The sequence below is a fragment of the Catenulispora sp. GAS73 genome (assembly GCF_041262085.1).
Taxonomy (GTDB): domain Bacteria; phylum Actinomycetota; class Actinomycetes; order Streptomycetales; family Catenulisporaceae; genus Catenulispora.
On the sequence record NZ_JBGCCM010000040.1, the window covers coordinates 58251 to 84622 of the forward strand.

Annotated in this window: 21 protein-coding genes; 9 read left to right on the forward strand and 12 right to left on the reverse strand. The window is 70.7% G+C overall.

The features are described 5' to 3' along the window. Positions 1-88: 88 nt before the first annotated feature. The 4 genes from ABH935_RS41825 (at position 89) to ABH935_RS41840 (ending at position 3932) form a co-directional block, all read left to right on the forward strand. Complete coding sequence (locus ABH935_RS41825) at positions 89-1012, forward strand: alpha/beta hydrolase (RefSeq protein ID WP_370383542.1); 924 nt, start codon at positions 89-91, stop codon at positions 1010-1012. 103 nt (positions 1013-1115) lie between these two features. Further along, positions 1116-2384, forward strand: a complete 1269-nt coding sequence (locus ABH935_RS41830) for an FAD-binding protein (RefSeq protein WP_370383543.1) — start codon at positions 1116-1118, stop codon at positions 2382-2384. A 123-nt stretch (positions 2385-2507) separates the two neighbouring features. Continuing rightward, a complete protein-coding gene (locus ABH935_RS41835) occupies positions 2508-2924 on the forward strand; it encodes a CBS domain-containing protein (protein ID WP_370383544.1) in 417 nt (138 codons plus the stop codon). Positions 2925-3089: 165 nt separating this feature from the next. After that, positions 3090-3932 carry an SAM-dependent methyltransferase gene (locus tag ABH935_RS41840; RefSeq protein WP_370383545.1) on the forward strand — a complete coding sequence of 281 codons (843 nt, stop codon included), beginning with the start codon at positions 3090-3092 and terminating at the stop codon, positions 3930-3932. Positions 3933-3950: 18 nt separating this feature from the next. Here ABH935_RS41840 and ABH935_RS41845 read toward each other — a convergent pair whose 3' ends face one another. From ABH935_RS41845 to ABH935_RS41855, 3 genes are read right to left on the reverse strand one after another with little or no spacing between them, the layout of a single operon-like run. Further along, complete coding sequence (locus ABH935_RS41845) at positions 3951-5939, reverse strand: hypothetical protein (RefSeq protein ID WP_370383546.1); 1989 nt, start codon at positions 5937-5939, stop codon at positions 3951-3953. Continuing rightward, on the reverse strand, positions 5936-6874 hold the full coding sequence (locus ABH935_RS41850; RefSeq protein WP_370383547.1) for a protein phosphatase 2C domain-containing protein: 939 nt from the start codon (positions 6872-6874) through the stop codon (positions 5936-5938). Before ABH935_RS41850 ends, ABH935_RS41845 begins: the two co-directional genes overlap by 4 nt. Beyond that, complete coding sequence (locus ABH935_RS41855; RefSeq protein WP_370383548.1) at positions 6874-7554, reverse strand: VWA domain-containing protein; 681 nt, start codon at positions 7552-7554, stop codon at positions 6874-6876. The genes ABH935_RS41850 and ABH935_RS41855 overlap by 1 nt, the downstream gene beginning before the upstream one ends. 133 nt (positions 7555-7687) lie before the next feature. On the opposite strand from ABH935_RS41855, the gene ABH935_RS41860 reads away from it, so the two are divergent. Next, positions 7688-9280: a hypothetical protein gene (locus ABH935_RS41860; RefSeq protein ID WP_370383549.1), complete on the forward strand. Its 1593-nt coding sequence runs from the start codon at positions 7688-7690 to the stop codon at positions 9278-9280. Between the two features lie 8 nt (positions 9281-9288). Here the strand turns inward: ABH935_RS41860 and ABH935_RS41865 are convergent, their stop codons facing one another. After that, positions 9289-11031 (reverse strand): serine/threonine protein kinase, encoded by a 1743-nt coding sequence (locus ABH935_RS41865; RefSeq protein WP_370383550.1) that lies wholly within the window; start codon positions 11029-11031, stop codon positions 9289-9291. Positions 11032-11172: 141 nt separating this feature from the next. Here ABH935_RS41865 and ABH935_RS41870 point away from each other — a divergent pair, with 141 nt between their 5' ends. Next, positions 11173-11976, forward strand: a complete 804-nt coding sequence (locus ABH935_RS41870) for an FHA domain-containing protein (RefSeq protein WP_370354109.1) — start codon at positions 11173-11175, stop codon at positions 11974-11976. A 4-nt stretch (positions 11977-11980) separates the two neighbouring features. Here ABH935_RS41870 and ABH935_RS41875 read toward each other — a convergent pair whose 3' ends face one another. Beyond that, positions 11981-12520, reverse strand: coding sequence for a hypothetical protein (locus tag ABH935_RS41875; protein WP_370383551.1), 540 nt, complete (start codon positions 12518-12520; stop codon positions 11981-11983). A 178-nt stretch (positions 12521-12698) separates the two neighbouring features. Between ABH935_RS41875 and ABH935_RS41880 the strand changes: the two genes are divergently transcribed. Continuing rightward, positions 12699-13937 (forward strand): GNAT family N-acetyltransferase, encoded by a 1239-nt coding sequence (locus ABH935_RS41880; protein ID WP_370383552.1) that lies wholly within the window; start codon positions 12699-12701, stop codon positions 13935-13937. Between the two features lie 60 nt (positions 13938-13997). On the opposite strand, the gene ABH935_RS41885 is transcribed toward ABH935_RS41880, so the two are convergent. From ABH935_RS41885 to ABH935_RS41915, 7 genes are all read right to left on the reverse strand, one after another. Beyond that, on the reverse strand, positions 13998-15890 hold the full coding sequence (locus ABH935_RS41885; protein ID WP_370383553.1) for a pentapeptide repeat-containing protein: 1893 nt from the start codon (positions 15888-15890) through the stop codon (positions 13998-14000). 59 nt (positions 15891-15949) lie between these two features. Then, positions 15950-16495: an AAA family ATPase gene (locus ABH935_RS41890; protein ID WP_370383554.1), complete on the reverse strand. Its 546-nt coding sequence runs from the start codon at positions 16493-16495 to the stop codon at positions 15950-15952. Positions 16496-16628: 133 nt separating this feature from the next. Next, a complete protein-coding gene (locus tag ABH935_RS41895; protein ID WP_370383555.1) occupies positions 16629-17165 on the reverse strand; it encodes a dihydrofolate reductase family protein in 537 nt (178 codons plus the stop codon). A gap of 124 nt (positions 17166-17289) precedes the next feature. Further along, positions 17290-20856: a ricin-type beta-trefoil lectin domain protein gene (locus ABH935_RS41900; RefSeq protein ID WP_370383556.1), complete on the reverse strand. Its 3567-nt coding sequence runs from the start codon at positions 20854-20856 to the stop codon at positions 17290-17292. A gap of 116 nt (positions 20857-20972) precedes the next feature. Then, positions 20973-22649, reverse strand: a complete 1677-nt coding sequence (locus ABH935_RS41905) for a protein kinase (protein WP_370383557.1) — start codon at positions 22647-22649, stop codon at positions 20973-20975. A gap of 115 nt (positions 22650-22764) precedes the next feature. Further along, complete coding sequence (locus ABH935_RS41910) at positions 22765-24318, reverse strand: succinic semialdehyde dehydrogenase (protein ID WP_370383558.1); 1554 nt, start codon at positions 24316-24318, stop codon at positions 22765-22767. A gap of 47 nt (positions 24319-24365) precedes the next feature. Next, positions 24366-24998, reverse strand: a complete 633-nt coding sequence (locus tag ABH935_RS41915) for a hypothetical protein (RefSeq protein WP_370383559.1) — start codon at positions 24996-24998, stop codon at positions 24366-24368. Positions 24999-25075: 77 nt separating this feature from the next. On the opposite strand from ABH935_RS41915, the gene ABH935_RS41920 reads away from it, so the two are divergent. Both ABH935_RS41920 and ABH935_RS41925 read left to right on the forward strand, forming a co-directional pair. Next, positions 25076-25909, forward strand: a complete 834-nt coding sequence (locus ABH935_RS41920; protein ID WP_370383560.1) for a hypothetical protein — start codon at positions 25076-25078, stop codon at positions 25907-25909. Next, complete coding sequence (locus tag ABH935_RS41925) at positions 25906-26301, forward strand: GntR family transcriptional regulator (RefSeq protein WP_370383561.1); 396 nt, start codon at positions 25906-25908, stop codon at positions 26299-26301. The genes ABH935_RS41920 and ABH935_RS41925 overlap by 4 nt, the downstream gene beginning before the upstream one ends. Positions 26302-26372: the final 71 nt, after the last annotated feature.

Genomic DNA, 26372 nt, shown 5'->3' on the forward strand with positions numbered 1-26372 from the left:
AAAAGTTGGTGATGCGGCCGAAGGACTCCGAAAGCCGCCGGGGTGACCGAACGGGAGCCCCGCACTCACCATGATGGGAGCGGTACCGATGAGGACCGACGTCACGTTCACCAGCAACGGCCTGAAGATCGCGGGCCACCTCTACCTCCCGGACTACCTCCCGAACACCGACACCACCCCGGGCCCCGCAGTCGTCGTCGGCCACCCCGGCACCGGCGTGAAGGAGCAGGCCGCCGGCCTGTACGCCGCACGCCTCGCCGAGGCCGGCTTCACCGCCCTGGCCTTCGACGCCGCCTACCAGGGCGAGAGCGAAGGCGAGCCGCGCGGCCTGGAGGACCCGGCGCAGCGGATCGAGGACCTGAAGTCCGCCGTGTCGTTCCTGACGACGCGCCCGGAAGTGGACCCGAACCGCATCGGCGTCCTGGGCATCTGCGCCTCCGGCGGCTACAGCCTGGCCGCCGCCGCGACCGACCACCGCGTCCGCGCCGTCGCGACCGTCAGCGGCGTCGACATCGCCCGGCAGTTCAAGGTCGGCGCCGACGGCACCCAGGACCCGGCGGTGTTCCAGGGCATGCTCGACGCCGCAGCGGCGGCCCGCACCGCGGAGGCGCGCGGCGAAGGCGTCCAGAGCTTCGGCCTCTTCCCGGCCACCGCCGAGGAAGCCGCTCTCGGCGGTCGGCACGTCTTCGAGGGCTGGGAGTACTACGCCACCCCGCGCGCCGAGCACCCGCGCTCGGCGAAGACCCTGACCTGGTCCAGCGTCGACCGCATCGCCACCTTCGACGCCTTCGCGGCGGTCAGCCTGATCGCCCCGCGACCGCTGCTGCTGATCGTCGGCCGGAACGCTGTGACCTCCTGGATGGGCGTCCAGGCCTTCCAGAACGCCGGCAGCCCGAAGGAACTGCACTGGATCGACGGCGCGTCGCACGTCGACCTGTACGACAAGGACGAGTACGTCACCCCGGCGGTCGCCAAGCTCGCCGAGTTCTACACGGCGAACCTCGCCGTCTGAGACCGGTTGACCGCCTGACTGCCCCTCGCGGCGGCGAACGTTACGCTGGACCGCCTGAGGCGATGACACCGAGATCGCCGAGAGCGCCGGGAGACTCCGAGCGATGAGCGAACAGAACGAGCGGACTCATAACTGGGCCGGCAACGTCGTGTTCAGTCCCGCGCGGACCCACCATCCGGCCTCGCTCGACGAGCTCCAGCGGATCGTCGCCGGCGCGCGCTCGGTGCGCGTGCTCGGCACCGGTCACTCGTTCAACCGGATCGCCGACACCGACGGGGACCTGGTCGTGCTCGACCGTCTGGAGCCGCAGGTACAGATCGATCCGGACGCGGGCACGGCGACCGTCTCGGCCGGCATGCGCCTCGCGGACCTGGCCTCGCGGCTGCACGCCGCCGGCTACGCGCTGACCGCTCTGCCGTCCCTGCCGCACATCTCGCTCGCCGGAGCCTGCGCGACCGGGACACACGGGTCCGGCGACGGGAATCAGGGCCTTGCGGCGCTCGTGCGCGGGATGCGGTTCGTGGGGCCGGGCGGCGACGTCGTCGAGCTGAAGCGCGGCGAGTCGCCGGACTTCGACGGCGCGGTGGTCGGGCTCGGTGCGGTCGGGGCCGTCACGCAGCTGACGGTCGACGTGGTGCCCACGTTCGACGTCGCGCAGTTCGTCCACGAAGGCGTGGCGCTGTCGGAGCTGATCGGCCGGTTCGAGGAGGTGTTCTCGGCCGGCTACAGCGTCAGCGCCTTCACCGACTGGCGCGGCGACGCCGCTGTCTGGCTGAAGCTGCGCGCGGAACAGGCGCAGGCGTCACGGCCCGCCGCCGACTGGCTCGGCGGCCACCCCGCCACGCACGCCGCGCACCCGATCCCCGGCATGTCCGCCGAAAACTGCACCGAACAGCTCGGCGTACCAGGACCCTGGCACGAGCGCCTCCCACACTTCCGCCCCGGCTTCACCCCGAGCAGCGGCGCCGAGCTGCAATCAGAGTTCTTCATCCCCCGACCGCAGGCCGCCGAGGCCCTCAGCGCGGTCCGCGAACTCGGCCCGCTCATCGCCCCGGTGGTGCAGATCTCCGAGGTCCGCACCGTGGCCGCCGACGACCTCTGGCTCAGCCCGGCGTACCACCGCGACAGCGTCACGATCCACTTCACCTGGATCGCCGACCGCGCCGCCGTGGATCCAGCCCTCGCGGCGGTCGAACGCGAACTGCTGCCCCTCGGCGCGCGCCCGCACTGGGGCAAGGTGTTCCTGAGCGGACCGAAGGCGGCGCTCGCCACCTACGACAAGGCCGGCGACTTCCGCGCGCTGCTGGAACGGCGCGATCCCGAGCGGAAGTTCCGCAACGCGTTCGTGCGGGACCTGTTCCCGGACCGCTGATCGCGGCGGGCGTTCAGGGCGGGCCAAGCGCGCGGCGCCTCGCCTCTCCGGTGGCGCCCCGGCCCCAAGGTGCCCACGATAGAAGTGGCAGTCCCCAACGGGGCCTAGTCCTGGGAGGCGATCATGGCCACTGCCAAGGACATCATGCATCCCGGTGCCCAGTGGATCTACCGCGAGGAGACCCTGGACCGCGCCGCGCAGCTCATGCGGGAGCTCGACGTCGGCGCGCTGCCGGTCAGCGATCAGAACGAGCGGCTGTGCGGCATCATCACCGATCGCGACATCGTCGTGAAGTGCGTGGCGCTCGGCCACGACCCGGCGCGGGTCCGCTGCGCCGAGCTCTGCGAGGGCACGCCGCGCTGGGTCGACTCCGGTGCCGACGTCAGCGAGGTGCTGCACGAGATGGAGAGCCGCCGCATCCGGCGGATGCCGGTGGTGGAGAACAAACGGCTGGTCGGCATGATCAGCGAGGCGGACCTGGCCGCGCACCTCAGCGAGCAGCAGCTCGCCGAGTTCGTGGAACGGATCTGCGCGGCGTAGTCCACCGAGACGCGCCCGCGAGAACCAGGTGTGTCCCCGCGTTGCCCTCGGGGACACACCATGGATAAGCCGGGCGTACAACTTCTTCGGCTGATCCCGGCTGCGTGACTTGCGGCATTCGGGCCACCGCGCGCGGCGGCGTCCCGAATGCCACAATCATCTGTCATGGACTCGATCGACGCGGCCGAGTTGGCGCTGAGCCTGCCCGAAGTCGACCCCACCCGCCCGAGCCCGGCGCGCATCTACGACTTCTGGCTGGGCGGCTCGCAGAACTTCGAAGCCGACCGCGAAGCCGGGCGCCGGGCCGCCGGATCGATGCCCTCCCTGCCGGCCTCCGCGCAGGCGAACCGCGTGTTCCTGCGGCACGTCGTGGAGAACCTGGTCGCCGAGCGCGGCATCAAGCAGTTCCTCGACCTCGGCTCCGGCGTCCCCACCGTCGGCAACGTCCACGAAGTGGCGCAGGCCGTCGATCCGGACGCGACCGTCGTCTACATCGACATCGACCCGGTCGCCATCGCCCACGCCCGAGCCCTGCTCGCCGACAACCCCACCGCCCACGCGGCCCTGGCCGACCTCCGCGACCCCGACGTGGTCCTCAACCACCCGCTGGTCCGCGACTCCATCGACTGGACCGAGCCGGTCGCGATCCTGCTGTTCTCCGTCCTGCACTTCATCCCCGACACCGGCCCCGCCACCGCCGCCACCACCGGCCCCGACCAGATCATCCGTGCCTTCATGCACCCCTGCGCCCCCGGCAGCTACCTGACCATCTCCCACGGCGCCCCCGACGACGCCGCACCCCAGGCCCAAAAGGACGCGGCCCGCGACTACGCCAAGCGCACCGGCGTCCCCGTCGTCCCGCGCACCGCGGAGCAGATCACCCCCTGGCTGACCGGTCTGGAGGTCCAGCCCCCGGGCGTGTCGGACATCCGCGTGTGGCTCCCGGAGTTGGACGACACCGACAAGCCGATAGTGCCGTTCATCGGGGTGCTGGCTCGGAAGCCGTAAAGCACTCTCTGCTCCGGCTCACTGCTTCCAGCGCCAGCAGACCGTGTAGCCCAGGTCCGGGAACTCGGAGGGGCGCCACCACGACGAGCCGTCGTGGCCGCAGAAGGCCGGGTCGTCGTAGGTGCTGGTGCGTCCGGAGACCACCACGTTGGAGCTCGGGCAGGAGTCGACGTTGGTGAAGGTGTTGCCGTTCTTCACCAGGCACTCGTTCTGTTGGGCGTTGCCGAGCGCGTCGGGGTAGTTCATTTGCAGGCAGAGCAGGACGGCCAGGCCTGAGTCGCTGTTGGGGTAGCTGTAGCTCTCGTTGCTTTGCGGCCAGGCCGGGCAGCGGCTCTTGTCGGTGGTCTGCGGGTAGCGGGCCACGACCTTGAAGTTGCCGGTCTGGCAGGCCTCTGCGTTCCAGGAGTTGCCGGCGCCGTTCAGGCCGTAGACGCATTGGCCCGGCGTGGCCCAGTACGCGGTGCCGTTCGACTGGTAGCTCAGGCAGACCACGCGGTTGTCGGTCGGTGAGGACACGGTTTGCGAGACCTGGCCGGCGCCGTCGCAGGAGCTCATGTTCGTCGTGTTGTCGTAGGCGCCGACGATCTTGAAGGATCCCGGGACGCAGGCGGCCGCGGACAGCTTCGCGCTCGACGCCGTGGACGGGTTGCTGTTGTAGACGCAGTCGCCGATCTGCAGGGTCTTGATGAGGTCCGGCGGGGGAGGCGGCGGCTGCGGCGTGTAGGCGCCGGTGGTGCCCGAGCCGGTGACGCCGCCGGTGACGCCGCCGGTGTCGTCCGACGTCGTCGTTACCGGTGGTGGGACGTAGCCTGTGGTGCCGCCGGTCACGCTTGAACCGTCGGCCCCGGATCCACCTGAAGCGTCGCCGCCGGAACTGGTCGACGTGTACCCGCCCCCCGACCCAGAACTTCCGTTCGTGACGGCAGCACTGGAGCCGTGGTTGTTGCTCAGCGCGATCGCCAGCACGACCGCCGCCGCGGTCACCAGCCCACCGAACCGCGCGATCGACTTCCCGACCGGCTTGCGAGCCTTGTAGACCGGCGGGGTGCCCGGCGCCCCAGCCCCCGCGCCTGCCCCCGCTGTCGGCGCTGCTGGCGTCGGCGTCGTCGGCGTCGGCGCGACAACCTGAGCTGTCCGTGCCGCAGCCTTCAACTCCCCGATCCACTGCCCCGCCGTCGCAGGCCGCTGACTCGCGTCCGCGTCCAAGCTCGACCGCGCCAAGTCCCCGAGCCCGCCGCCCATCGCCGCGAGCCGAGCCGGATCGGTCGTGGCCTGGTCTCCGGCCGCGACCCGGACGGCCACCAGCCCGAACTTGTACACGTCCGTCGCACCGGTCGCCTTCTCCTCGCCGGCCGGTGCCTGCCAGTCGGGCGTCTCGACCTGTGGCAGGGCACTGACACCGTGCAGGCGCATGGCGTCGCAGTCGATGAGGAAAAAGCCGGCGTCCTTCCCGGCGCGGAACAACAGGTTCCGCGGCGACATGTCGCCGACTGCGATCCCCATCCGGTGCAGCCGGTCCAGCGTCGCGGCCAGGTCGGCCAGCAGGTCGAGCCGGTCGCGCGGGCTGACGGCCAGCCCGATCCCGGCGATGTAGGCCTCGTCGTTGAGCAGGAACTCCAGGTTCGTCAGCACCGTCTTCGACGACGTCGTCCCCGCCAGGCTCCGCATGCTGAACCGGAACCGGTCGGGCACCGCGCGCATCAGGAACCCGCGCACCTGCCCCGCCTGCTCGACCACCGCGACCGGCCACGCGGTCTTGTCGCACAGCCAGCGTGCGTCGTCGGCGTCCAGGTCGCCGAGCAGATCCACCATCCCGCGCAGCGCGTCGGCGTCGAGCAGGGCCAGCGTGGCGGCGTTGTACTCCTTGTAGACGACCTCCCAGCCGCCGTTCACCGCCTCGTTGATCTTCCGGTTGGCGACCGGGTAGACCGTGCCCTGGCCGCCGCGCCCGAGCCGGTCGCCGAGCTGGAGATCGGCGTGCTCCACGGTGCGGGTCCCCGAGGTCACGGCGCGCCTCCCGGTGAGCGCGGCCAGACCGCGACCAGCGTCCGGTCGTCGTCGAAGGTCTCGCGCGAGAAGTCCAGGACGTGCGCCATCCGCAGCGGCGACGGCGGCACCGCGAGATGCCGCGCGAACAGCGCGCCGACCAGGCCGTCCCCGTCGCCGAGCGGGTCCCCGAAGCCGTCGGTGCCGATGAGCAGCACCTCGCCGGTGGTCAGGTGCTCGGTGTTCTGCTCGACCGGATCGGGGACGTGCGGCAGCGGCCGCACCGTGTTGGACACCAGGTCGGTGTCAGAGCCCGTCTTCGTCCCGAACAGCGCGTGGTAGGAACCCGTCGCGCGGTCCAGCAGCCAGGCGCCGGAGTCCCCGATCCGGCAGACCCGCACCCGCGGCCCGGTCGGCTCCTGCAGCACGATCCCGGCGACCAGCGTGGTGGCGTACCAGCCGGCGGCCACGGCCGAGCTCTGCGGATCGCTGCTGCCCAACCGCCACGCAGAGAGCTGACGCAGCCGCTCGGCGGCGTGGTGCGCGACGCTGTCGAAGTCCAGCTCACCGCCCTGCGTGCCGCCGGTGTCCTGGGACAGCAGATACAGCATCCGCTCCATCGCGGCCCGGCACGCCTCCAGCGCGCCGAGCTGCGAGTCGGTCGCGCCGGAGACCCCGTCGGCGACGGCGAACACCACGGCCCCCGACTCCTCGTGCACGGCGATCCGCGCCGCGTCCTGGCGCGGCTTGCGCGAGTAGCGGTGGCTGGCCCCGCGTACCGAGGCGGAGCGGACGGTGAAATCAGGGGTCGACCATCCGTCGCACTCGGTGTCCGGGAAGTCGAACGCGAACTGCTCGGGCGGCCGCGGCTCGAATTCGGGCCCGGCGATGTCGACCGTGATCCGGGGCCACGGCGCGGTGTCGTCCGGTACAGCCGTTCCGGCCGGGTTCGACATCACGGCCCGACCTCGTCCAGCACGATGGAGAACCCCTCGGGCTTGGTGACCACCAGCTGCGGGTTGTCCGAGTTCAGCGCCTGGCTGGACGCGATCAGGCTCGCGGTCAGTGCGTGGAAGAACTCTGAGATCGCCTTGCCGAGGTCGGCGCCGCGCTCGGCGATGAATCCGAACTCCGGCCGGGACGCCACCTCGGCGATGGTCCTGCGCTCGGCCGACCCCATGCCGCAGGCGATGATGTTCGGCGCGGCCGGCATCTTCTGCCGGTCGGTGAGCTTGGCCAGTGCCCGCTTCCAGCCGAAGTCGGTGGGCTGGCCGTCGCTGAGGAAGAACACCACCGGACGGTGCACCTTGTAGCCCTCGTCGCGCAGGAAGCGCACGTCGGTGGGGATGCGTCCGGCCAGGTCGGAGAACGCCGCGCCGTAGTTGGTGCTGCCGCGCACCGTCACCCGCGGCAGGTTCGTCTCCACCCGCATGTCGGCCACCGCCAGGTGCACCCGGACGTCGTCCGAGAACCCCAGCACCGCCAGCCGCAGCTTCGCGGCCAGCATCGGCGCGGCCCGCAGTTCCTCGCACAGCGAGACCAGCCCGGCGGACAGGTCGTCCACATAGGGCCCCATCGACGCCGACTCGTCGACCAGCACGTAAGCCGGCAGCAGCACACCTCTTGCCTCGGACATCCCGATCGCCTCCCATTCGCGGTTACCAGCGCTGCGCAGCAGGCTAGGCAAGCGCGCGGAGGACCGGTCCTGAGCACGGCCGCCTAGCCTGACGGCCATCAGAGTTCGAATGCGCTGCCGACTGGGAGGTGCGATGGACGGCCTACGCTCTAGGACGGAACCCGAGGCCCCGCGCCCGGATCTGCCGATCTGGGAACGGACGCCGCGCGCCGTGCCGCCGCAGTTGGGCGCTCCGCCGCCGATCGGGGCCGAGGGCAAGCCGAAGCGGCTGACGGCGATCGGGCTCGCAGCCGCGAATCAGGGCACGATGGCGCGATCGCAGCCGGTGACGGCAGCGCCCCGGACGCCGTGGGGCGTCAAGCCGGTCGCCCCGGCGAACGGTCGCGGGGCAGGGGCCGCGAGCTTGCCGGGCGCCGGTGCCTGGCCTGGTGCCGGAGGCAACGCGGGCTATGGGATTCGAGCCGGTTCCGGGCCGTCGGCAGGTCCGGTCGGATCGCACCGGACCATCGGCCGGCCGTTTACCCGGCGGCGCCTGGTCGCTGTGGGGGCGGGAGCCGTGGTCGTGGTTCTGGCAGTCGCCGCGACCGCCATGGCGCTACGGCCGGAAACACAAGTCCGCGCGCAGGCATCGACCAGCCCGCCGAGCAAACCGTCGGTATCGCGCTCACCACAGATCCCCGCCGCCCCGCCGTCGCCGAGCGCGAGCACCGTCCAGCCCTCGCAGGGCACTGACCAATCCCCGGTCACCCAAGCACTCGCGAACCTGTCCGCGCAGCCTCTGCTGCACTACACCGGACTCGCGCCCGACGGCGCCTCCTGGCAGCTGACGGTCACGTCCAGCGGCGAGGCGCAGGGCGCCATCGATCTCGGCGGCGGGGAGCTCGGCGTCCTGAAGGTCGGCGGCCGGACCTACTTCAAGGCCGTCGACTCGGCGTCGGTCCGCCTGCTGGGGACGCTGCCATCGGGCATGCCGGCGGCCTCAGTGCGGGGGAAGTGGGTCACCGGCGACAGCGCCCTGGAAACGCTGCTGCCGTCCGGTCTGGCTTCAGCGGGGAACCTGGCGGCCTCGCTGCAGTCCGCGCTGACGTCTCAGGACACTGGCTTCCCGCCGTCGGCCATACAGAGCACACAGAGCACACCGAGTACACAGAGCACACAGAGCCCGCAGGGCGATCCGGCGACGCCGGTGACCACCTCCGCAGGCGTGCTCTACATCTCGACGACGCAGCCCTACCGCGTGCTCCGCCTGGTCCCGCCGACAGCGCAGCCCGGGCAGCCCACGGAGATCGACGCCGTAGCGCAGACCACTGCGACGGCCTTCTTCGCCGGCCTGATCGACCAGACCAAGACGCTCACCGACGCGCTCGACCTCGGGGTCGTCTTCCAATATGGCGAAGATCCGCAACTATACTGCTCGGACAGTACATGCACCGTATCCGTGAACAGCGTCGTAGCCTCGGCCCCGACCGACGCCGTCGTCGTCGACGTGACGGCCAGGGTCACCGTCGGCAGACAACCGGCCGGCCAGTGCGAGATGACCGTCAAGCTTTCGGTGGATCGCCCGAAGAACCTCTCATGTCAGGACCCGGATGCGGCGGCGGTGGTCCAGTCGCTCGGGGGCGGTGCTGACCTGACCTTCAACGTGGGCCTTGAGTTCCAGGCGCGGACCGAGACCCAGACGGACGTCGACGCCCTGGTCGCCGCCGAGGTGAATGACCAGAGCTGACCGGACTCCTACTTCTGGACCGGCGTCGTGCCACTCATCCCGAACTGCGGCGAGCACGCCTCGCCGCTCTTCTGGCTCGCGATCCAGGTACAGATCTCCATCGTGTAGCCCTGGTCGGGGAGGAAGTTCGTCTTCTCGGCGCCTTGTGACGTGCCGAATGTGTAGGCCATCCCGTCGCTGCGGATGAGTTCGGCGACACAGGACTGCCCCAGTGACGTGTTGACCACGCCCGCCAGGTTGCCGGAGCCGTCGGAGTCCAGCCAGGCCGAGCACGGCGCGTCGTTGAACACCTTCGCGGTGTCCGCCTCGGAGTTCGGGACGCGCGCCGGATCGTTGGCGCTGTCGATGCCCGGAATCGACGACGCGGTCGGCGTCGGACCGGACTTGGGCGGCGGCGCGGAACTCGGCGCGCTACTCGCGCCCGTGGTGCTGCCGACCGGCCGCCCCGGCGAGCTGGCGCCACCCTTCGGCGCGGAGCCAGGCGTGGAGCCGCCCGCCGACGTGGGCTGCGGACCCGGCCCGCTGACCGCGTTCGACGAGGACCCGCTCGGCTGCGTGCTGGTCCCGGACGTCGCCCCCGGGGTCGTCGGTCGGCCGGAGCTCGTACTCGTGCCGGTGCCGGCGTGCCCCGGGGACGAGGACAGCTCCCCGGCCACCGGCACGATGCCGGGCCCCGACGCCGCCGAAGACGGATGCGACCCGGAATTGTGATGCGAGGACAGCACCGCGAGCACCCCGGCCACCACCGCGCACAGCGTCGCTATCGTCGCCAGCGGCACGAGATAGCGCCGGCGAGTCGCCGTCGCCGCCTTCTCGGTGTCGGCCAGTGGCTGCGTCGGACCGGCCTCCGGCTCGGCGGTGTCAACGTCCTGATCAGGTGGGAGCACCGTGTCGATCACGCTCACCGGCGTCGCGGCGAAGTTCCGCCGCTTGGCTATCCGCTCCATGACCTCTGACGGCCAGGACGTGCTCGTGACGTCCGCGTGCTCCCGAGCGGCGGCGACCAGGTCGGCGGCGGTCGGCCGGGCGTTGGGCTCGGCGGCGAAACAGGGCTCGATGACGGCTGCCAGATCGGCGTCCAGCGCCCGGATCGGCCCGATGTCCGGGACGAGGCCGGGCAGCCGCGCCGAGGCCGCGTAGGTCAGTGTGGCGGCCAGCGAGTACACGTCGGCCGGCGCCGAGACCTCCCGATCGCCGGATTCCTGCTCCGGGGCCGTGAACCCGCGCGTCCCGGAGCTCGCGCCGCTGCGGGTCAGCCGGGACTGGTCGTCGGCCAGCGCGATGCCGAAGTCGATGAGCTTCACGCCGTCGCGCACCAGCATGATGTTGGCCGGCTTCAGATCGCGGTGCACGATCCCGGCGTCGTGCACGACCTGCAGGTGCGCGGCGGTCTCGGCCAGCAGCAGCCACAGTTCCCCGGCGGTCAGCGGGCCGAAGGAGCGGATCGCGTCGTCCACGGTGAGGCCCGGCACGTACTCGGTGGCGAACCACGGCTCCGGCGCGGTGTTGTCGCTGGCGAGCAGCGAGGGCGCGACGCCGAAGGGGACCCGGTGCAGGATCGCGACCTCGCGGTTGAAGCGTTCGCCGGAGACCAGCCGCGGCTTGACGCGCTTGACGGCGACGTACCGTCCGTCGCGGGTGCCGAGGTACACCTCACCCATGCCACCTGTGCCGAGCAGGCCGATGATGGTGAACTGGCCTAGCTCGCGAGGGTCGCCCGGCCCGAGCCGATCGGCGACTTCTTCATCCATCGGCGCGCCGTCCGCTGGGTGCACTCACGGTCGGTAGGTTATCGAGCACTCCGGGGCCGTGCAATTTGCGGTGATCGTTAAGGACCGGTCCTCTGCGCACCCTCATACACTGACGGACAGCTGAACGGAGGCACCCTGACCATGCCGAACGCCCACTTCCCCCCGCGTATGCTGCCGCCCGGCAGCCCGTCCGAGAGCGTCCCGTCGGCGCCGCCCGGCACGATCTTCGTGCTCGGCCCCGAAGGCGGCTACGCGGTGCCGGCGCGCAGGTACACGCTGCTGTTCGGGCGCGACCGGGAGGACGTGCACGTCCCGGTCGGCGTCGACGACCCGACGGTCAGCCGCCGGCACGGCGTGTTCACCTGCACCGGCCCGGACGGCGGCTGGTGGCTGACGAACACCGGGCAGCTGCCGATCGAGCTGCCCAACGGCTCGCTGATGCTCAAGGGCCACCGGCGCGTCATCGAACCCGGATACACCCCGCTGGTCATCAACTCCTCGAAGCAGCGCTCCCATCTCGTTGAGGTTCGCCTGGTGGACGACGACGACCACCACCCCCGCTCCACGACCAAGGCGCCGACGGTCGATCCGGAGACGGTGTACGAGCTCTCGGCGCAGGAACGGCTGGTCCTCACCGCGCTGGCCCGGCGCTACCTGGAGGGCCAGGAGACCTTCCCGCTCCCGCTGACCTGGGAGGACACGGCGCAGACGGCCAACGCCTCGCCGTACACCACCAAGGCCTGGAACTTCCGCACGGTCGCGAACACCGTCGAGGAGGTGCGTGAGCGCCTGCACCGCCGGGGTGTGCGCGGGCTGATGCGGGACGAGGTGGGGGAGCCGGTCGGGTCGACGCTGAGCGTGAACCTGATCCGGGAGCTGGTGAAGACGGTGACGCTGAGCGCGGAGGACTTGGAGTTGCTGGCCGATCAGACCGAGCAGGGCTGACGGGTCAGCGCCGGACGGGCCCGTCCAGGCGCTGCGGCGCCGAGGGGGCGAACGTCCCGATCGTGCTGTGCAGCGCGTGCAACTCGTCGACCAGATCTTCGGCGTCGACGTCGAGCACCAGGGCGATCTCCTCGACGACCATCCGCTCGAAGGCCCAGATGAGGCGCAGCTCGCCACGGGAGGACGCGTACGGCGACGCGTAAAGCCGGCGCAGCAGCTCCACGAACTCGTCGTCCACGCTCGACACCAGCGCGGCCTCGTACTCGGCGAAGCGCTCCGTCCAGGCCCGCACGTCGTCGGCCGGCTCGGTGTCGCGCAGCCGCTCCAGCCACCGCTCGGCCTGCTCCCAGGACACCGGCATCCGCAGCAGGGCGTCGGCCTCGCCGAGCGGGATGCTCATCGTCGTGGCGTCGTTGTGCACCACGACGTAGTCGAGCCCGTCCCGCACCGTCCGCCCCTGCACCCGCACGACGCCGGATTCCGGACCCAGCGCCATCGCGATGAGGGCGCTGCCCTCGGCGAGGTCCAGGGCGACGTCGGTCATGGGTGATCCTTCCGGAGTTGAGGATGCTCGACTCTAGGCGGCGGGTTGTGGCGGTGACGCCGGTATTAGTACCCGCATTGTGATCAGCATGCGCACCGCTCAGGCCTCGGTTCTAAATTCCGAGCCGGGGCGGCTGTCTCTGGTGGATCATGGAACGGTCTCCAGGGAGGATCACCGTATGACCATCGAGATCAGAACTGTCTCCGACGCCGAGTTCCCCGCGTGGTCCGACGCGGTCAGCGTCGGCTTCTTCCATTTCGACCACCGCGGCAGCGACGGCCTGCGCCGGATCTTTTGGGAGAAGGAGATCGGGCAGGGGCGGGTGTTCGGCGCGTTCGACGGCGAGCTGGTGGTCGGCACGCACGGGACGTTCCACACCGAGCTGACGGTGCCCGGCGGCGCGCCGCTCGGCGTGGGTGCCGTCACCGCGGTCACGGTTCAGCAGACGCACCGCCGCCGCGGCATTCTCAAGGAGCTGATGACGCGCGGCCTGCGGCAGTCGGCGGAGCGCGGCGAGGCCGCCTCGATCCTGATCCCCTCGGAGTGGCCGATCTACGGCCGGTTCGGCTACGGCCGCGCGACCGAGGAGGTCACGACCCGCATCGACGCTCGTGCGGCCGGCCTGCTGGCGCCGCTGCCCGGCACCGTGGAGTTGGTGAGCGCCGAGCGCTGGTGCGAGGAGATGCCCTCCGTCTACGACCGGATACGTGCGACGACTCCCGGCGCGATCGAGCGGTCGCCGCAGTGGTGGCGCCGCAGTGCCGGGTTGCTCCAGGCGCAGGGCCAGCCCGTCGACAAGAGCACGTTGTTCGCGGTCTGCCGCGACGAAGACGGCGTCGCCCGCGGCTACGCGAGCTACTCGGCCGAACGCGCGCCCCAGAACGTCGGCTTCACGAAGAACATGACGCTCAACGCCTCGGTCCTGGCCGAGACCCCCGCGATCTGGGCCCGCCTGATGCAGTTCCTCTGGGAGCAGGACTGGATCGTCCGCGTCGAGGTGGACCTCCAGCCGAACGACGACACCTGGCGTCTGTTCATGACGAACCCGCGCGCCGCTTGGCAGGCGGACCGCTACGACACGCTGTGGCTGCGCATCCTGGACGCCGAGGCGGCGCTGTCGGCGCGTACGTATGGCCACGAGGCCAAGCTCGTCCTGGCCGTCCACGACACGGACGGCTACGCCGACGGCGTCTACGCCCTCGAAGCGGGCCCGGACGGCGCGACGGTGAGGCGCACGACGGAGAGCCCGAACCTGTCGCTCCCGGTGCAGAGCCTCGGATCGCTGCTGCTGGGCGGCTACGCGCCGTCGCTGCTGGCGGCGGCGAACCTGGTGACGGAGGAGACGCCGGGGGCGTTGGGGGTCGCCGACCGGATGTTCAAGACGGCGGGGCAGCCTTTCGCGCCGACGTGGTTCTGACGACGTGGTTCTGAGGCCGTCGGTGGGGCGGCGACTGGCGGCCCACGGCACTTGAGGCTGCTAGTCCGCCTCCAGCGCCTCTAACAGAGCTCTGATGGCCCCGGTAGCCGCCTCCCACTGCTCGCCGATCAACTCTGGAAAGCTGTCTGCTCCGTCGAGTCGCCCCGCCACATCCGCCAGCAGCACATCCGTTCCGCTGACCTTCAGCCCGGTCCGTGCCTCCCACGGCGCGTCCGGCGGCCCCGGCACCGGGCCGTACTCCACGTTCCGGCCGATCGTGTCCGACCGCAGTGCCCTGCGAAACTCGGCGGTCACGTGCGCCGGCTCCGCGTCGAGCCGCGCCGCCAGCAGTACCCTGATCAGGTCCTGGTCGGTGCCGGAGGCGCGGACCGCGCCGTCGGTGTGGAAGCGGCAGCGCATGAGGCCGGAGCGGCCGACCGGGACGCCGGTGAAGTCCGCGGGGCCGTAGAACGTGGCGCGCCCCTGGTGGCCACCGGAGGCCAGGGCGAACATGACCTCGGTGCCGTAGCTGGGCTTCTCGCCGCCGAAGGTCGCGCCCGCGAAGCTCGTGGTCCCGTAGAACTGCGCGCCGGCGAAGTCGCCGCTGGCCAGGCGGCAGCCGCCGGCGTCGAAGTCGATCAGGGTGGCGCCGGAGAGTTGGAGGTCGACGTCCTCCCAGAGCGGGTGTCCGGTGCCGGGGCGTGTCCGGTCGGTGAGCAGGCGTTGGGCGGCGCGGCGGGCGCGCAGCTCGGCGAACTGTGCGGGGGTGAGGTCGAAGACGTCGATGGTCACGTCGAACGCCAGCGGGGTGCGCAGGTACGCGCACACCGTGTCGGCTATCCGTTCCCTGAGATCGGCGTCGGCGTCCCCGAGCTCGCCGAGGATGTGCAGGCCCGCGAGCCGGACCTCGGGGTCGGGGTCGGCGAGGTGGCGGTGGTACGGCCGCAGCGATTCGTCGAGCACGACCAGCGCCGCGCCGTCGTCTTCGAGGTCTGATGCCGTCGCCCAGCCGAGCGGCCAGTCCTGCCCCTCCGGCCACTCCTGCCCGCGTGCTCTGGCGTCCGCGGTGAGCCGGGCGCCGGTGAGGTCGACCGCGGGCTGGATCAGGTTCACGCGTCCGCCGAATTCGCAGCGCTGGAACGACACCGCGCTGCCGAAGCGCGCCTTCCAGAACCACGCCTCCATCGCGAACGTCGCGTCGGCGAACGACACCCCGTGGTTGAACCGAGTCCCGTCGCCGCCCTCTTCCCACGACTGGTAGTCGTCGACCAGCTTGGCCATCGGCCACCGCGGATCGTCCTCGTTGAGCTCGTCCCAGGCCAGCGGCTGCCGGCTCTCGATCTCCTCGCACGCCTCGTCGTCGTCCTCGTTCAACAGCTCCTCGCCCCGGCCGAACCAAGCGATGCTCTGGAAGCGCACGCGCGAGAAGTCGGCGTCCGCCCGGAACCTGGTCCGCCCGAAGTCGGCTTCGCGGGTGAACCGCGCCCCGGCGAAGGACGCGTCGCCTTCGAAGACCGACCGCTGGAACAGCGCCGTGTTGGCGAAGCGCGTCCGGGCGAAGACGGAGGCGCCTCGGAAGTGGGTGTCGGTGAAGCTGACGTCGCCGAGCCGGCAGCCGCCGAAGTCGACGTCCGGCAGCACCGCGGTGTCCAGCTCCAGGTCGAGGCAGTGCTCGCAGCCGGTCTCGCAGGCCGAGCTCGACGCGTCCGCACCGTCCGCCGAACGGTCGCCGACGTCAGGATGCTGACGCGCCAGCACGGCCAGCAGCGCGACGGCCTGCTGCCCGGCCGCCGCCGGCCCCGCCGGTTCGCGCAGGTAGCGGCACACGACGTCGGCGATGGGCTGTCGCTGCTCGGGGTGCTCCCGCGCGAGAGCTTCGAGCTCTTGAAGGGCGGCGCGATGCGCGGCCACGTCCCCGTCGGCCAGTAGGCGAGTTGTCAGCCGGGCGTCCATGAACGCACGTTACGGATGGACGGCTGACGTCGGCGACAGTAGAAATACCGCCATCTCGGCTACGTCGTCGATGCCTGCGCGCGCACGAAGTCGGCGCGGACATCGAGCGGTCCGGGCTCGACCGGGATCAGCTCGTAGCCGAGCGAGCGATAGACCTTCGCGTGCAACTCCTCGAAGCGCGCGGCGTCCGCCGGCGTGATCCGCCGGGCCGGGGTCGGGGTGACGAAACCCTGGCCGACGACGAAGAACACGCGGCGTTCGTAGACGTGCTCTTTGCGGACGCGGTCGAGCTCGGCGGCCAGCACGGGCCCGACGGGATGGCCGAGGAACAGGGCCAGCGCGTACGTGCAGACCGGGGAGCGGTCGAAGAAGACCGGCTCGTCGGCGCGGATGCGGTCGGCGGCAAGCTGGCGCCGGCGTTGCAGCGCGGCGATGGCCTCGGTGAAATCAGGCTGCTGCCACGGCTCGTCGACGCCCCGGGCCTGCGCCACCGCGATGACGTCGGTCGCGGCCTCCTCGACCACGCCGAGCCCGTCGAGCTCCAGCTGCCGCAGAATCGCGGTTTTCCCCGACCCGGGTGTGCCGGTCAGGACGAAGCGGTTCACGGAACTCCTTGAAATCAGCTCTCAGCGACCAACGGCGCCAGCGCCGGCGGCAGTTCGCTGTACGTCACCGGCATCAGCGCACGCCATGCCAGCGCGCCGTTGCGGTCGATGATGAGCAAGGTCAAGCCGGTCGCTACTGCGCGATGCGGTAATCGGTCAGCAGGAACCCGGCCGGCGTCGCCACGCTCTGGACCAGTTCGAGCCGAATCTCCGGCAGCCCCTCCAGCAATCGCCGCCCCCGCCCGACGACCACCGGCACCACCGCGAACCGCATCTCGTCGATCACCCCCGCCGTGAGCAGCGCCTGCGCGATCGAGATGCTGCCGTGGACCCCGATGTCGCCGCCGACGGAGTTCTTGAGGTCCTGCACGAACGGCACCAGCTCCCCGTCGATCGCAGCGGCGTTGTCCCACTCGCGCGCCAGCGGCGTGGAGGTGGCGACGTACTTGGGGACCTTGTTGATGAACGTGGCGAACGGCTCGATGTCGCTGCCCGGCCAGAACTCGACCCACTCGTCATAGGTGCCACGGCCGAAGATGACGGCGTCCTGTGTGGCGATGATCTCGGCACCGCGGCCGTCGACCACATCGTCCCACCCGGTCAGGAACGTGTCCGCGGCCTCGGCCACGCCGTCGGCGGACAGGAACTGGGTCAGAACCACCTTGCGCATCGGATTCTCCTCTGGTCGAGCACGTTGTTGTCCACTCAGACGGCTCGACCCGCCGAAACTCATCGGTGCCGCGGCGGGACGCCGACCGACGTCCCGCCGCGGCCAGGAGACCGAACCGCCTGGCTCAGCCGCCCAGGCTGAACACCTGCGCCGCAGTGTTGTCGCAGTCGTAGATCTGCAGCAGATCCCCTGCCTTCTCATTGTTGTTCGGATCGTCCAAGCAGCGCCCCGACTGCGGGTTCAGCAGCGACCCGTTCGCCTGCGTCACCCAGGTCTGGGAGCCGCTCCCGTTGCAGTCGTACAGCTGCACCGCCGTCCCGTTCGCCGTCCCGCCGTAGTCCACGTCGAGGCACTTGCCGAACACGCGGATCGTCTGGTCGCCCGGCGTGTACCAGCGCTGCGCGTCCGTCTGGTTGCACGTCCACAGCTGCGCGCTGGTCGCGTACGACGGATCGGCGCCGGCCACGTCCACGCACAGTCCGCCGGGTCCGTTCACCGGCCCGGGCGGCAGCTTCCACACCTGCGGTGCGCCCGCGTTGCAGTCCTGCAGTTGCAGCTGGACCGCACCCGGAGTGGTGTTCCCGCCGGGCACCGTGAGGCAGCGTCCTGATTGCGGGTTGACCAGTTCGCCGTTGCTCTGCGCGACCCAGTTCTGCGACCCGCTGGTGTTGCAGTCGTAGAGCTGGACGGCGGTCCCGTTGGCGGTCCCGGCGTTGGCGGCGTCCACGCACTTGCCGAGCACCTTCAGCGTGCCGCCGGTGGTGCCGTTGGCGGTGTAGGCGAACTGCTGCGCGGCGCTGTGGTTGCACGTGTAGAGCTGCATCGCCGTGCCGTTGGTCGTCGTGCCGCCGCGGGTGTCCAGGCACAGCCCGGCGTCGCCGATCACCTCTCCGCTCGTCGGATTGGCCGTCGCGCTCCCGCTCAGGCTGATCGTGTGTGACGAGCCGACCGGCAGCGCGCCGGTGGTGACCGTCGTCGTCCGCAGGTTCGGGTTGTACGCCCACGCGGTCTCCGGCACCTGCGTGCCGTCGACGAACACCGCGGTCGGCGCGACCGTGTTCGACAGCCGCAGCGTGTAAGAGCGCTGCGTCGCCGCGCCGCTGAAGCCGCCGGTGTCGGCGCCGACGGTCAGCGTCCTGGAGGCGTCGCTCCAGGAGATCGGCGTGGTGGTGGACTGGCCGCTCTGGTAGCCGTTGCCCTCGCCGGCGTCCTGGTAGAGCGGGAACGAGCCGTCCGCCCCGGCCGCGACGGACAGCGTGACCTGCGTCAGCGGCGAGGAGTTGGCGTCGGGCACGTAGTTGGTGCGCTGCGGCATGATGCCGCCGCTCTTGATCAGCACCGGCATCTGCGAGAGCGGATCGGTGATCGTGACGGTGGTCGGGCCGGTGTAGCTGGTCCCGGTGAAGTAGTCGGTCCAGGTGCCCGGCGGGATCCACGCGCTGACGGAACCGTTTCCGTTGGCGTCGCTGGCGCTGGTGATGGGAGCGACGAGCACGTTGTCGCCGTACAGGTACTCCTGCTTGAAGGTGTACGCCTCGTTGCTCGACGGATAGTCCAGATACAGGGGCCTGATGATCGGCACGCCGGTGGCGTTGGCCTGCGCCGCCAGCGTGTACGTGTACGGCACCAGCGCCTCCCGCAGCCGCAGGAACCGCTCCGCGCTGGCGTCGGCGGCCGTGCCGTAGTTCCACGGCAGCCGGTCGCCGTGGTCGGAGTGCAGCCGATCGACCGGCTGGAAGGTGCCGAGCTGCACCCACCGCGCGTACATGTCGTCGGCCAGGTGGTTCCCGTGGAAGCTGCCGATGTCGTTGCTGACGTTGGAGATCCCGGCCGCGGCCTCGTCCCCGGCGAACTGCGCCTCCAGCGCCATCATGGCCCAGGTGGCCTCGGTGTCCCCGGTGAACTGCATGGTGTTGCGCCGCTCGGACCACGGCCCGAGCGCGTAGTTGCCGTTGTCCCCGGCCTGCGACGAGGAGCCGATCCGGCCGAAGGAGAAGCCGCGCAGCCCGCGCGCCGTGCCGTCCTGGGCGTACGCCTGGTTGATGAAGTTGCCCGGGGCGACGTGCGGGTCGCTGGCGGTGGAGTTCCCGCAGCCTCCGCAGTAGTCCAGCCACCATTCGCGCACACCCTGCTGCTCGAACGGCTTGTGCAGGTTGAAGTAGGCCGCCAGCTGGTTCGGGTTCGACCAGTCGAACTCGTAGTCGCCGGAGCGCGTGACGTCCGGGGACAGGCCGCCGGCCGTGCTGTTCGCGCCGGAGAACTGCGGGTCCGAGCCCGAGATGGCGGTGTGGATGTTGAGGGCCGTCTCCAGCCCCTGTTGCTGCGTCCAGCTCATGAACGCATTGGGATCAGGGAACAGAGAACCGTTCCAGTTCCAGCCGTCCCACTGGTTCGGAGCCTTCCAGTCGGTGTCGATGACCAGCCAGTCCAGTGGCGTGAACGTGCTGCGGAAAGTCGGCAACAGTGTGTTCTCGTAGTCGGAGGTGCTGTAGGCGTAGTAGCGCGAATACCAGACACCGTAAGCGGATTCCGGCAGCAGGTTCGTGCTGCCCGTCAGGGCATTGAGATCGGACAGACCCTGCTTGTAGTTGGTCCCGTACCCGAAGAAGTACCCGTCCTGATACGGCTGGCCGCCGTGGCCGGGCCGGTCGGTGACGGTGCCGCCGGCGTTCAGCAGCGCCGAGCGCGAGTCGTCCAGCAGGTACCAGCCGTCGCGGTCCAGGATCCCAGGCCGCTCCGTCGCGGTGGCCGGGTTCTGGTTGTCCAGCGAGCTGGACCAGCCGCCGAGGGTGTCGGTGGGGCCGGCGCCGTAGGCGGTGGTCAGCAGCGCGCTGGAGGCCCCGGGCGCGGGGTAGCCGGCGCCGGAGGCGGTGACGGCCAGGCTGTCCAGGTTCACGTTGGCGCTGTCGGAGGCGTTCTGCACGATGCCGATGGTGTTGACGCCGGCGTTCAGCGTGACCGGCACCGACACCGTGGACCAGGTGTCCCACGAACCGGTGACCGGCATGCTGAGCGTCGGTCCCGGCGTGCCGTTGACGGTGGTCGACAGCGTCCGGGTGATGCTCTGGCCGTCGCCGCCTTGGGCGTTGGCGTAGCGCACACTCAGTTGGTACGTCCCGCCCGACGGCACGGCCGAGACGTCCTGCTGGACCGCGCTGTGCACCTGGTTGAACCCGGCGACGAAGCCGGACCCGGTGTGGTTGTTGTGGTCGTAGGCGGCCATCGCGCCCCAGCTGAGCAAGCCGTCCTCGGCCTCGCAGGCGGTGCCGAAGACGCAGTAGGACGGGAACGACGGCGCGGCGGTCGCGTTGGTCCCCGAGACCGTGATCGAGGTGTTGGCCGCGGTGAACGGTCCGCTGCCCTCCTTGTAGCGAAGGGTCACGGAGCCGGTGTCGATCACGCGGTACCCGCCGCTGACCGACGTTGTGTACGGTACGGACGGAAACGTGCGGTTTACAGCGTTGAAAGTCGCAGCGTCCTGGAACTTGTTGTCGCCGGCGTACTCCATGCGGATCAACGTCGGAGTGAGCACCTCGAACCGGGCGCTGCCGTCCAGGACGGCGGTCGACGCGGCTGTGGCCTGGGCTTTGCCGCCGGCACCGGCCGCGGTGGCAGCGGACGGCGAGTACAGGGCGGAACCCGCGAGGGCTAGTAGGCTGACGGTGACCGCCAGCCGGGCTCTTCGTTTCATGCCTGATCAGCTCCATCCGGTGGCTTTGACAACGTTGCAAACAACGTTGTAATAGGCATTTAACAGACCCTCAGCGGATGAGCAAGGGGTGAAAGTCAGGATGCTGTGACGCGGGGCTACTGCCGGTTCAGCTCCGCGATGTAGCCGCCGACGCTCATCTGCAGGGAGCCGTTCTGGTTCAGCGTGTAGATCTCGTCCGCCATGATCGGTACGCAGCCGGAGCTGACGGTGCCCGGCACGTACCGGAGCACCATGCGGCCGGCGCCGGCGGAGACCAGCGAGGTCTTGATCGTGCACGTCTGGCCGTTGCCGCCGTCGTTGGCGACGGTGCCGACCGGGTCGCCCACGCGCCCCTGAGCCACGGTGACGACCATCGGCAGCGGATGAGGGAGCTGCGATCCGGTCACCGTGCCCTGCCACGATCCCAGATAGCCGCTGGGGATCGCACCGCCCGCGGCTCCCGTCGTGACCTGCTTTCCGGCCTGGGCATTCGAAGTCGGTGTGCCGCCGCCCTGCTGCAGCGACGTCGTGTCAGAGGACGAAGACTGCGACACGGCGATGGCGATGGCCGCCACCACGACCACCGCACCCGCGCCGAGCGCCGCGATGAGCGGCCCGCGTCGCTGCTTGGGCCTCGGCGGTGGCTGCGTGTTCTGCCACGCGGGAAGGGCCGCCGGGCTGGTCATCGTCGCCATGGCGGTCGGCGGGGGCTCTGTCGGCGGGTGGGTGAAGGACGGCTGCCCTTGGTAGACAGGCGCCGGGAAACTCTGTGACGGCACCGGATTTGCAGCTGCCCCCGGCACCGGATTACCGGCCGCGGGCTGCTGCGGCGGAAGCGTCCGGGTCGGGGCGAGCGCCGAGGGATCGGCTTGCGACGGGTCGGCCCCGGGGTCGGAGTCGAGGTCCAGCAGCTCCACGGCCAGCCGGCCGACCGACGCCGAGATGGCCGGCGGCAACCAACCCTCGGCGCCGAGCCGGACTCTGTCCCCGCCGGCCTCCAGGCCGATGCGCAGCTGGTCGAGAGTAGGGCGTGCGGCGGGATTCTTCGCCATGCACGCCGCGACGAGTGGACGCAGCTCCGGGGCGAGCCGGCTCAGATCAGGGTCCTCATGGAGGACGCGATACAGCAGCGTCGCCACCGGCAGCTTCTCACCGAACGGCGACGCGCCCGCCGCCGCGAACGCCAGCACCGCACCGAGCGAGAAGACGTCGCTGGCTGGCCCGGCCGCCGTGCCCTGCGCCTGCTCCGGCGACAGGTATCCCGGCGAGCCGACGAGCAGACCGGTGCGGGTGAGCTGCACCGCGGCGTCCAGCGCGCGGGTGATGCCGAAGTCGATGAGCCGGGGCCCGTCGAGCGCGAGCAGGACGTTCGACGGCTTCACGTCCCGGTGCACCAGCCCGAGCTTGTGCACGGCGTCCAGTGCCTCCGCCAAACCGGCTCCCAGCGCGCGCACCGACGCTGGCGGCAACGGACCGAACTCCTTCACCGCCGCCTGCAACGAGGGTCCGGCGACGTACCCGGTCGCGACCCACGGCTGCGGCCCCTCGGTGTCGGCGTCGAACACCGGCGCCGTCCAGCGTCCGCCGACCCGCCGCGCCGCGGCCACCTCCTGCCGGAAGCGCTCACGGAACTCGTGGTCGGCGGCGTATTCGGCGTGCACCCGCTTGACCGCCACGGTCCGGCCTCCGGCGGTGCGCCCGAGGTAGACCGTGCCCATCCCGCCGGCACCCAGCCGCCGCAACAACCTGTACTGCCCGATCCACCGCGGATCATCAGCTGTCAGCTGTTCCATCCCCGAACCGCTCCCCTCAGCCTTCGCCCGGCATCGACCTTAGTGGACGCGGCAAGGGGTGCGATTCATCTCAGCTGGCGATCCAATCCGCCGGCGGGCGCTCTATGTGCGGCGATCACCGGATCCCGAGCTTCCGCATGAACCGCAGACCCTTGACGGTCTTGTCGACCTGCTTGGTCCAGTCGGTGTCCGGCGGATTCGTCAGCACCTGCCGCTTCAGCACGGCGACGTTCTGCACGTCCGTGTACTTCAGCATCCCGGCGTCCCCGTGCCGGCTGCCGACCCCGGACGCCTTGAAGCCGCCGGACGTGCTCTTCTTCGACGCGTAGGACGCGGCCAGGCCGTCGTTGACGTTGATGTTGCCGGCCTCGATCCGGCGTCCGACGGCCTCGGCGGCCTTCCGGTCGCCGCCCCACACGCTGGCGTTCAGCCCGTACTCGGTGTCGTTGGCCATCGCCACGGCCGCGTCGACCGAGGAGTAGGGATAGATGGCGGTGACCGGTCCGAACGTCTCGGCCGTCGCCAGCGTCATGTCCGGGGTGACGTCGGTGAGCACGGTCGGCTCGAAGAACGCCGGGCCCAGGTCCGGCCGCGCCTTGCCGCCGGTCAGCACCGTCGCGCCCTTCGCGACCGCGTCGTCCACGTGCGACTGCACGCGCTCGCGCTGCGGCACCGACACCAGCGAGCCCATGTCCGGCGAGAAGTCGTAGGCGGCCGCGACCCGGATCGCCTGCACGGCCTGGACGAACCGCTTGGTGAACTCCTCCCGGCGCCGCTCGGAGACGTAGATCCGCTCGATGTGCATGCAGGCCTGGCCGGTGTTCAGGAACGTCGCGGTGACCGTGCCCGCGATCACCTCGTCCAGGTCCGCGTCGTCGAGCACGATCAGCGGGTTCTTGCCGCCGAGTTCGAGCGTGCAGCCGATCAGGTGCTGCCCGGCCTGGGCCCCGATGATCCGGCCGGTCGCGGTCGAGCCGGTGAACATGACGTAGTCGGCGCCCTCGATCAGGGCCGCGCCGATGTCAGGGCCCTCACCGCAGACGATCTGCACCAGCCCGGCGGGCATCCCGGCCTCGTAGAGCAGGCCGACTCCGTAGGCGACGTTCAGCGTGGACTTGTTGTCCGGCTTCAGCACGACGCCGTTCCCGGCGATCAGCGCGGGCATCGCGTCCGACAGGCTGGTCGCGAACGGGAAGTTCCAGGGGGATATCAGCCCTATGACGCCCTTGGGGATCCGGACCTCGGTCGAGGTGGACACCAGCGGCACCACCCCGCCGTGCTTGCGCTCCTTGAGGATCCGCGGCGCCGCCTTGATGTAGTGGCTGGTGACCATCAGGACGTCGCAGGTCTCTTCGAAGGCCATCCGCCGGGCCTTGCCGGTCTCGACCTGCATCAGGTCCGCGACGGCCAGGCCCCGCTCCAGCAGCAGCGCGTGGAACCGCTTCATCACGCCGACGCGGCGCTTGAGCGGCCAGGAGGCCCAGACCGCCTGCGCCGTTCGGGCTGCGGCGTAGGCGGTCTGGACGTCGGCGGGGTCGGACTGCGGGAGGTCCACGACTTTGTCGCCGGTGTAGACCTCGGTCACCGCGTACGTGCGACCGCTGGTGGAGACGACCATGCCGGTGAGCTTCGCGAGCAGTTCAGAGGTGACTGACGGCGGCAGACTCATGGCCGAACTGTAACTCGTTCTAGTTGCGATGTCTCCAGTCGTGTGACTCAGAATCGGCGCGGATTGCAGGCGTTGTCGGCCATCTCCTTCTGCCAGCCGACCATGTCCGTGGCGGGCACGAGTCCGTTGGTGGTCCCGGGGGCGGGGGTCAGCGGCATCGCGATGTCGATCGTCTGCGTCCCCCACGGCCGGTCGACGCGGAGAGTCACGGGGAACGAACCCGACGGGACGGCTGCGCAGTCAGTGACCTGATAAGCGACCTCCACGGTCACGATCTGGCCGGGATGAAGGTCGAACGGCGCCGGCGTGCTGCCGACGAGTTCCAAGTCCTTCGGGAACCCCTCCGGTCCGCCGGGCCGGACGAGGCGCAGACCAGGGCCGTCCTGGCCGACGCCGGTCACGTGGACCGTGGTCCAGCCGGTGTTCCGCACCGCGACTTGCCGAGTGAAGAACTTCGGGTTCGGTGTGGTCGCCCCGATGTTGCCGGAATCGCCGTAGTAGTCGATGTGGGCCCGGACCACGCCGGAGCGGTCGATCGTGTAGCCGGCGATCAGCAGGGCGACCGCCGCCAATGCCGCCGCGAGCGCCCGCCGGCGCTGCGCGCGGCTCAGGGTCCCGGCGGTCGGATCCAACTCCGCCCAGACCTCGTCGCTCACCCACCGTGTCTTCGTCCGTGTCATGCCTACCCCCTGATGGCATCCGGGCCGAGTCGTTCTCGGCGTGGACAATGTAGCAATGTCTCGCTACATTGACCAGCATGCTGCCGATGTCCTTCATCGCCGTGCTCGTACTGGGCCTGGCCGTGTTGCTGCTCATGACTGTGTACGCGGCGGTGGGCCCGGTTCCGCGCCGCCGCGTCGAGGAATTCGCCCGTCTGCACTCGTTGCGGGTGACCGTCGGGAACGGGAACCAGATCATCGCCTACCGGGCGACCACCCGGAGGTGGCGCGCCGCCGGGTTCACGGTCGGCGTGCTGGCCACCTTCCACACCTCCGGGTCCTACGGCTTGGAGTTCCAGTGGGCGCTGGCCGGCTGGTTCGCCGGCGCCGCCGTCGCCGAACTCCGGGTCGCGCACCTGGACCGCGGGCCGCGCACGTCGGCCTCGCTGGCGTCCCGCCGCGCCGCCGACTACCTGCCGTGGGCCGGACGCTGGGCCTTGCCGGCGGCTATGGTCCTGTGCGTGCTGACCGCCGCCTTCTGCTTCGCTCGCCGTGGATCCCACTCCGAGGGCGATATCAGAGCTATGACGCTCTGGACGGTTTTCGGACTCGGCGTCGGTGCGGTCGCACTCGCGGCCCAGCGTCACGTCCTGCGCCGCCCGCAGCCGCTGGCCGAGCCGGACCGGATGGCCGCCGACGACGCGATCCGCTCGCGGTCGCTGCATGTGCTGGCCGCGGCCGGGATGGTGCTGGTCGGTTCGTGTGTCGCGTCCCAACTGGTGGCGGCCGACGTCCTGCTGCACAACCGCGAGACCGGGATCTTCGAGGCCCTGTTCGCCGTCGGCTTCCCGATCCTCGGACGGATCCTGGCCTATTGGCCCTCGCCCCCGCGCGGCTCCGTTTCCGGACCCGCCGCACCGGAAGCCGCATGATCGTCGAGCTCGACGACACGAGCCCGGTCCCGCCCTACGAGCAGATCCGGGCCCAGGTGGCGGCGATGATCGGCTCCGGGGCGCTGCCGCCGGGCACCCGGCTGCCGCCGATCCGGCAGCTGGCCGGGGATCTCGGCCTGGCTGTGAACACCGTGGCCCGCGCCTACCGCGAGCTGGAGGCCGGCAGCCTGGTCACCAGCCGCGTGCGGACCGGCACGGTGGTCGCGGCCCGCACCCCGCACGACGCCGACGACCGCACCGTCGCCGACACCCGCCGCCTCCTGACCGAGGCCGCGCGGTCTTTCGCGGCCACCACGCGGCGGCTCGGCATCGCCGACGGCGACGCGCTCGCGGCGGTCGCCGCGGAGCTCGGCTGCGACTCAGCGGGTTGAGGTTTCGGGAAGCAGGACGCTGACCTCCGGCGTTGACGGACACGGAACATTCGACAACTGCCGTCAGGCAT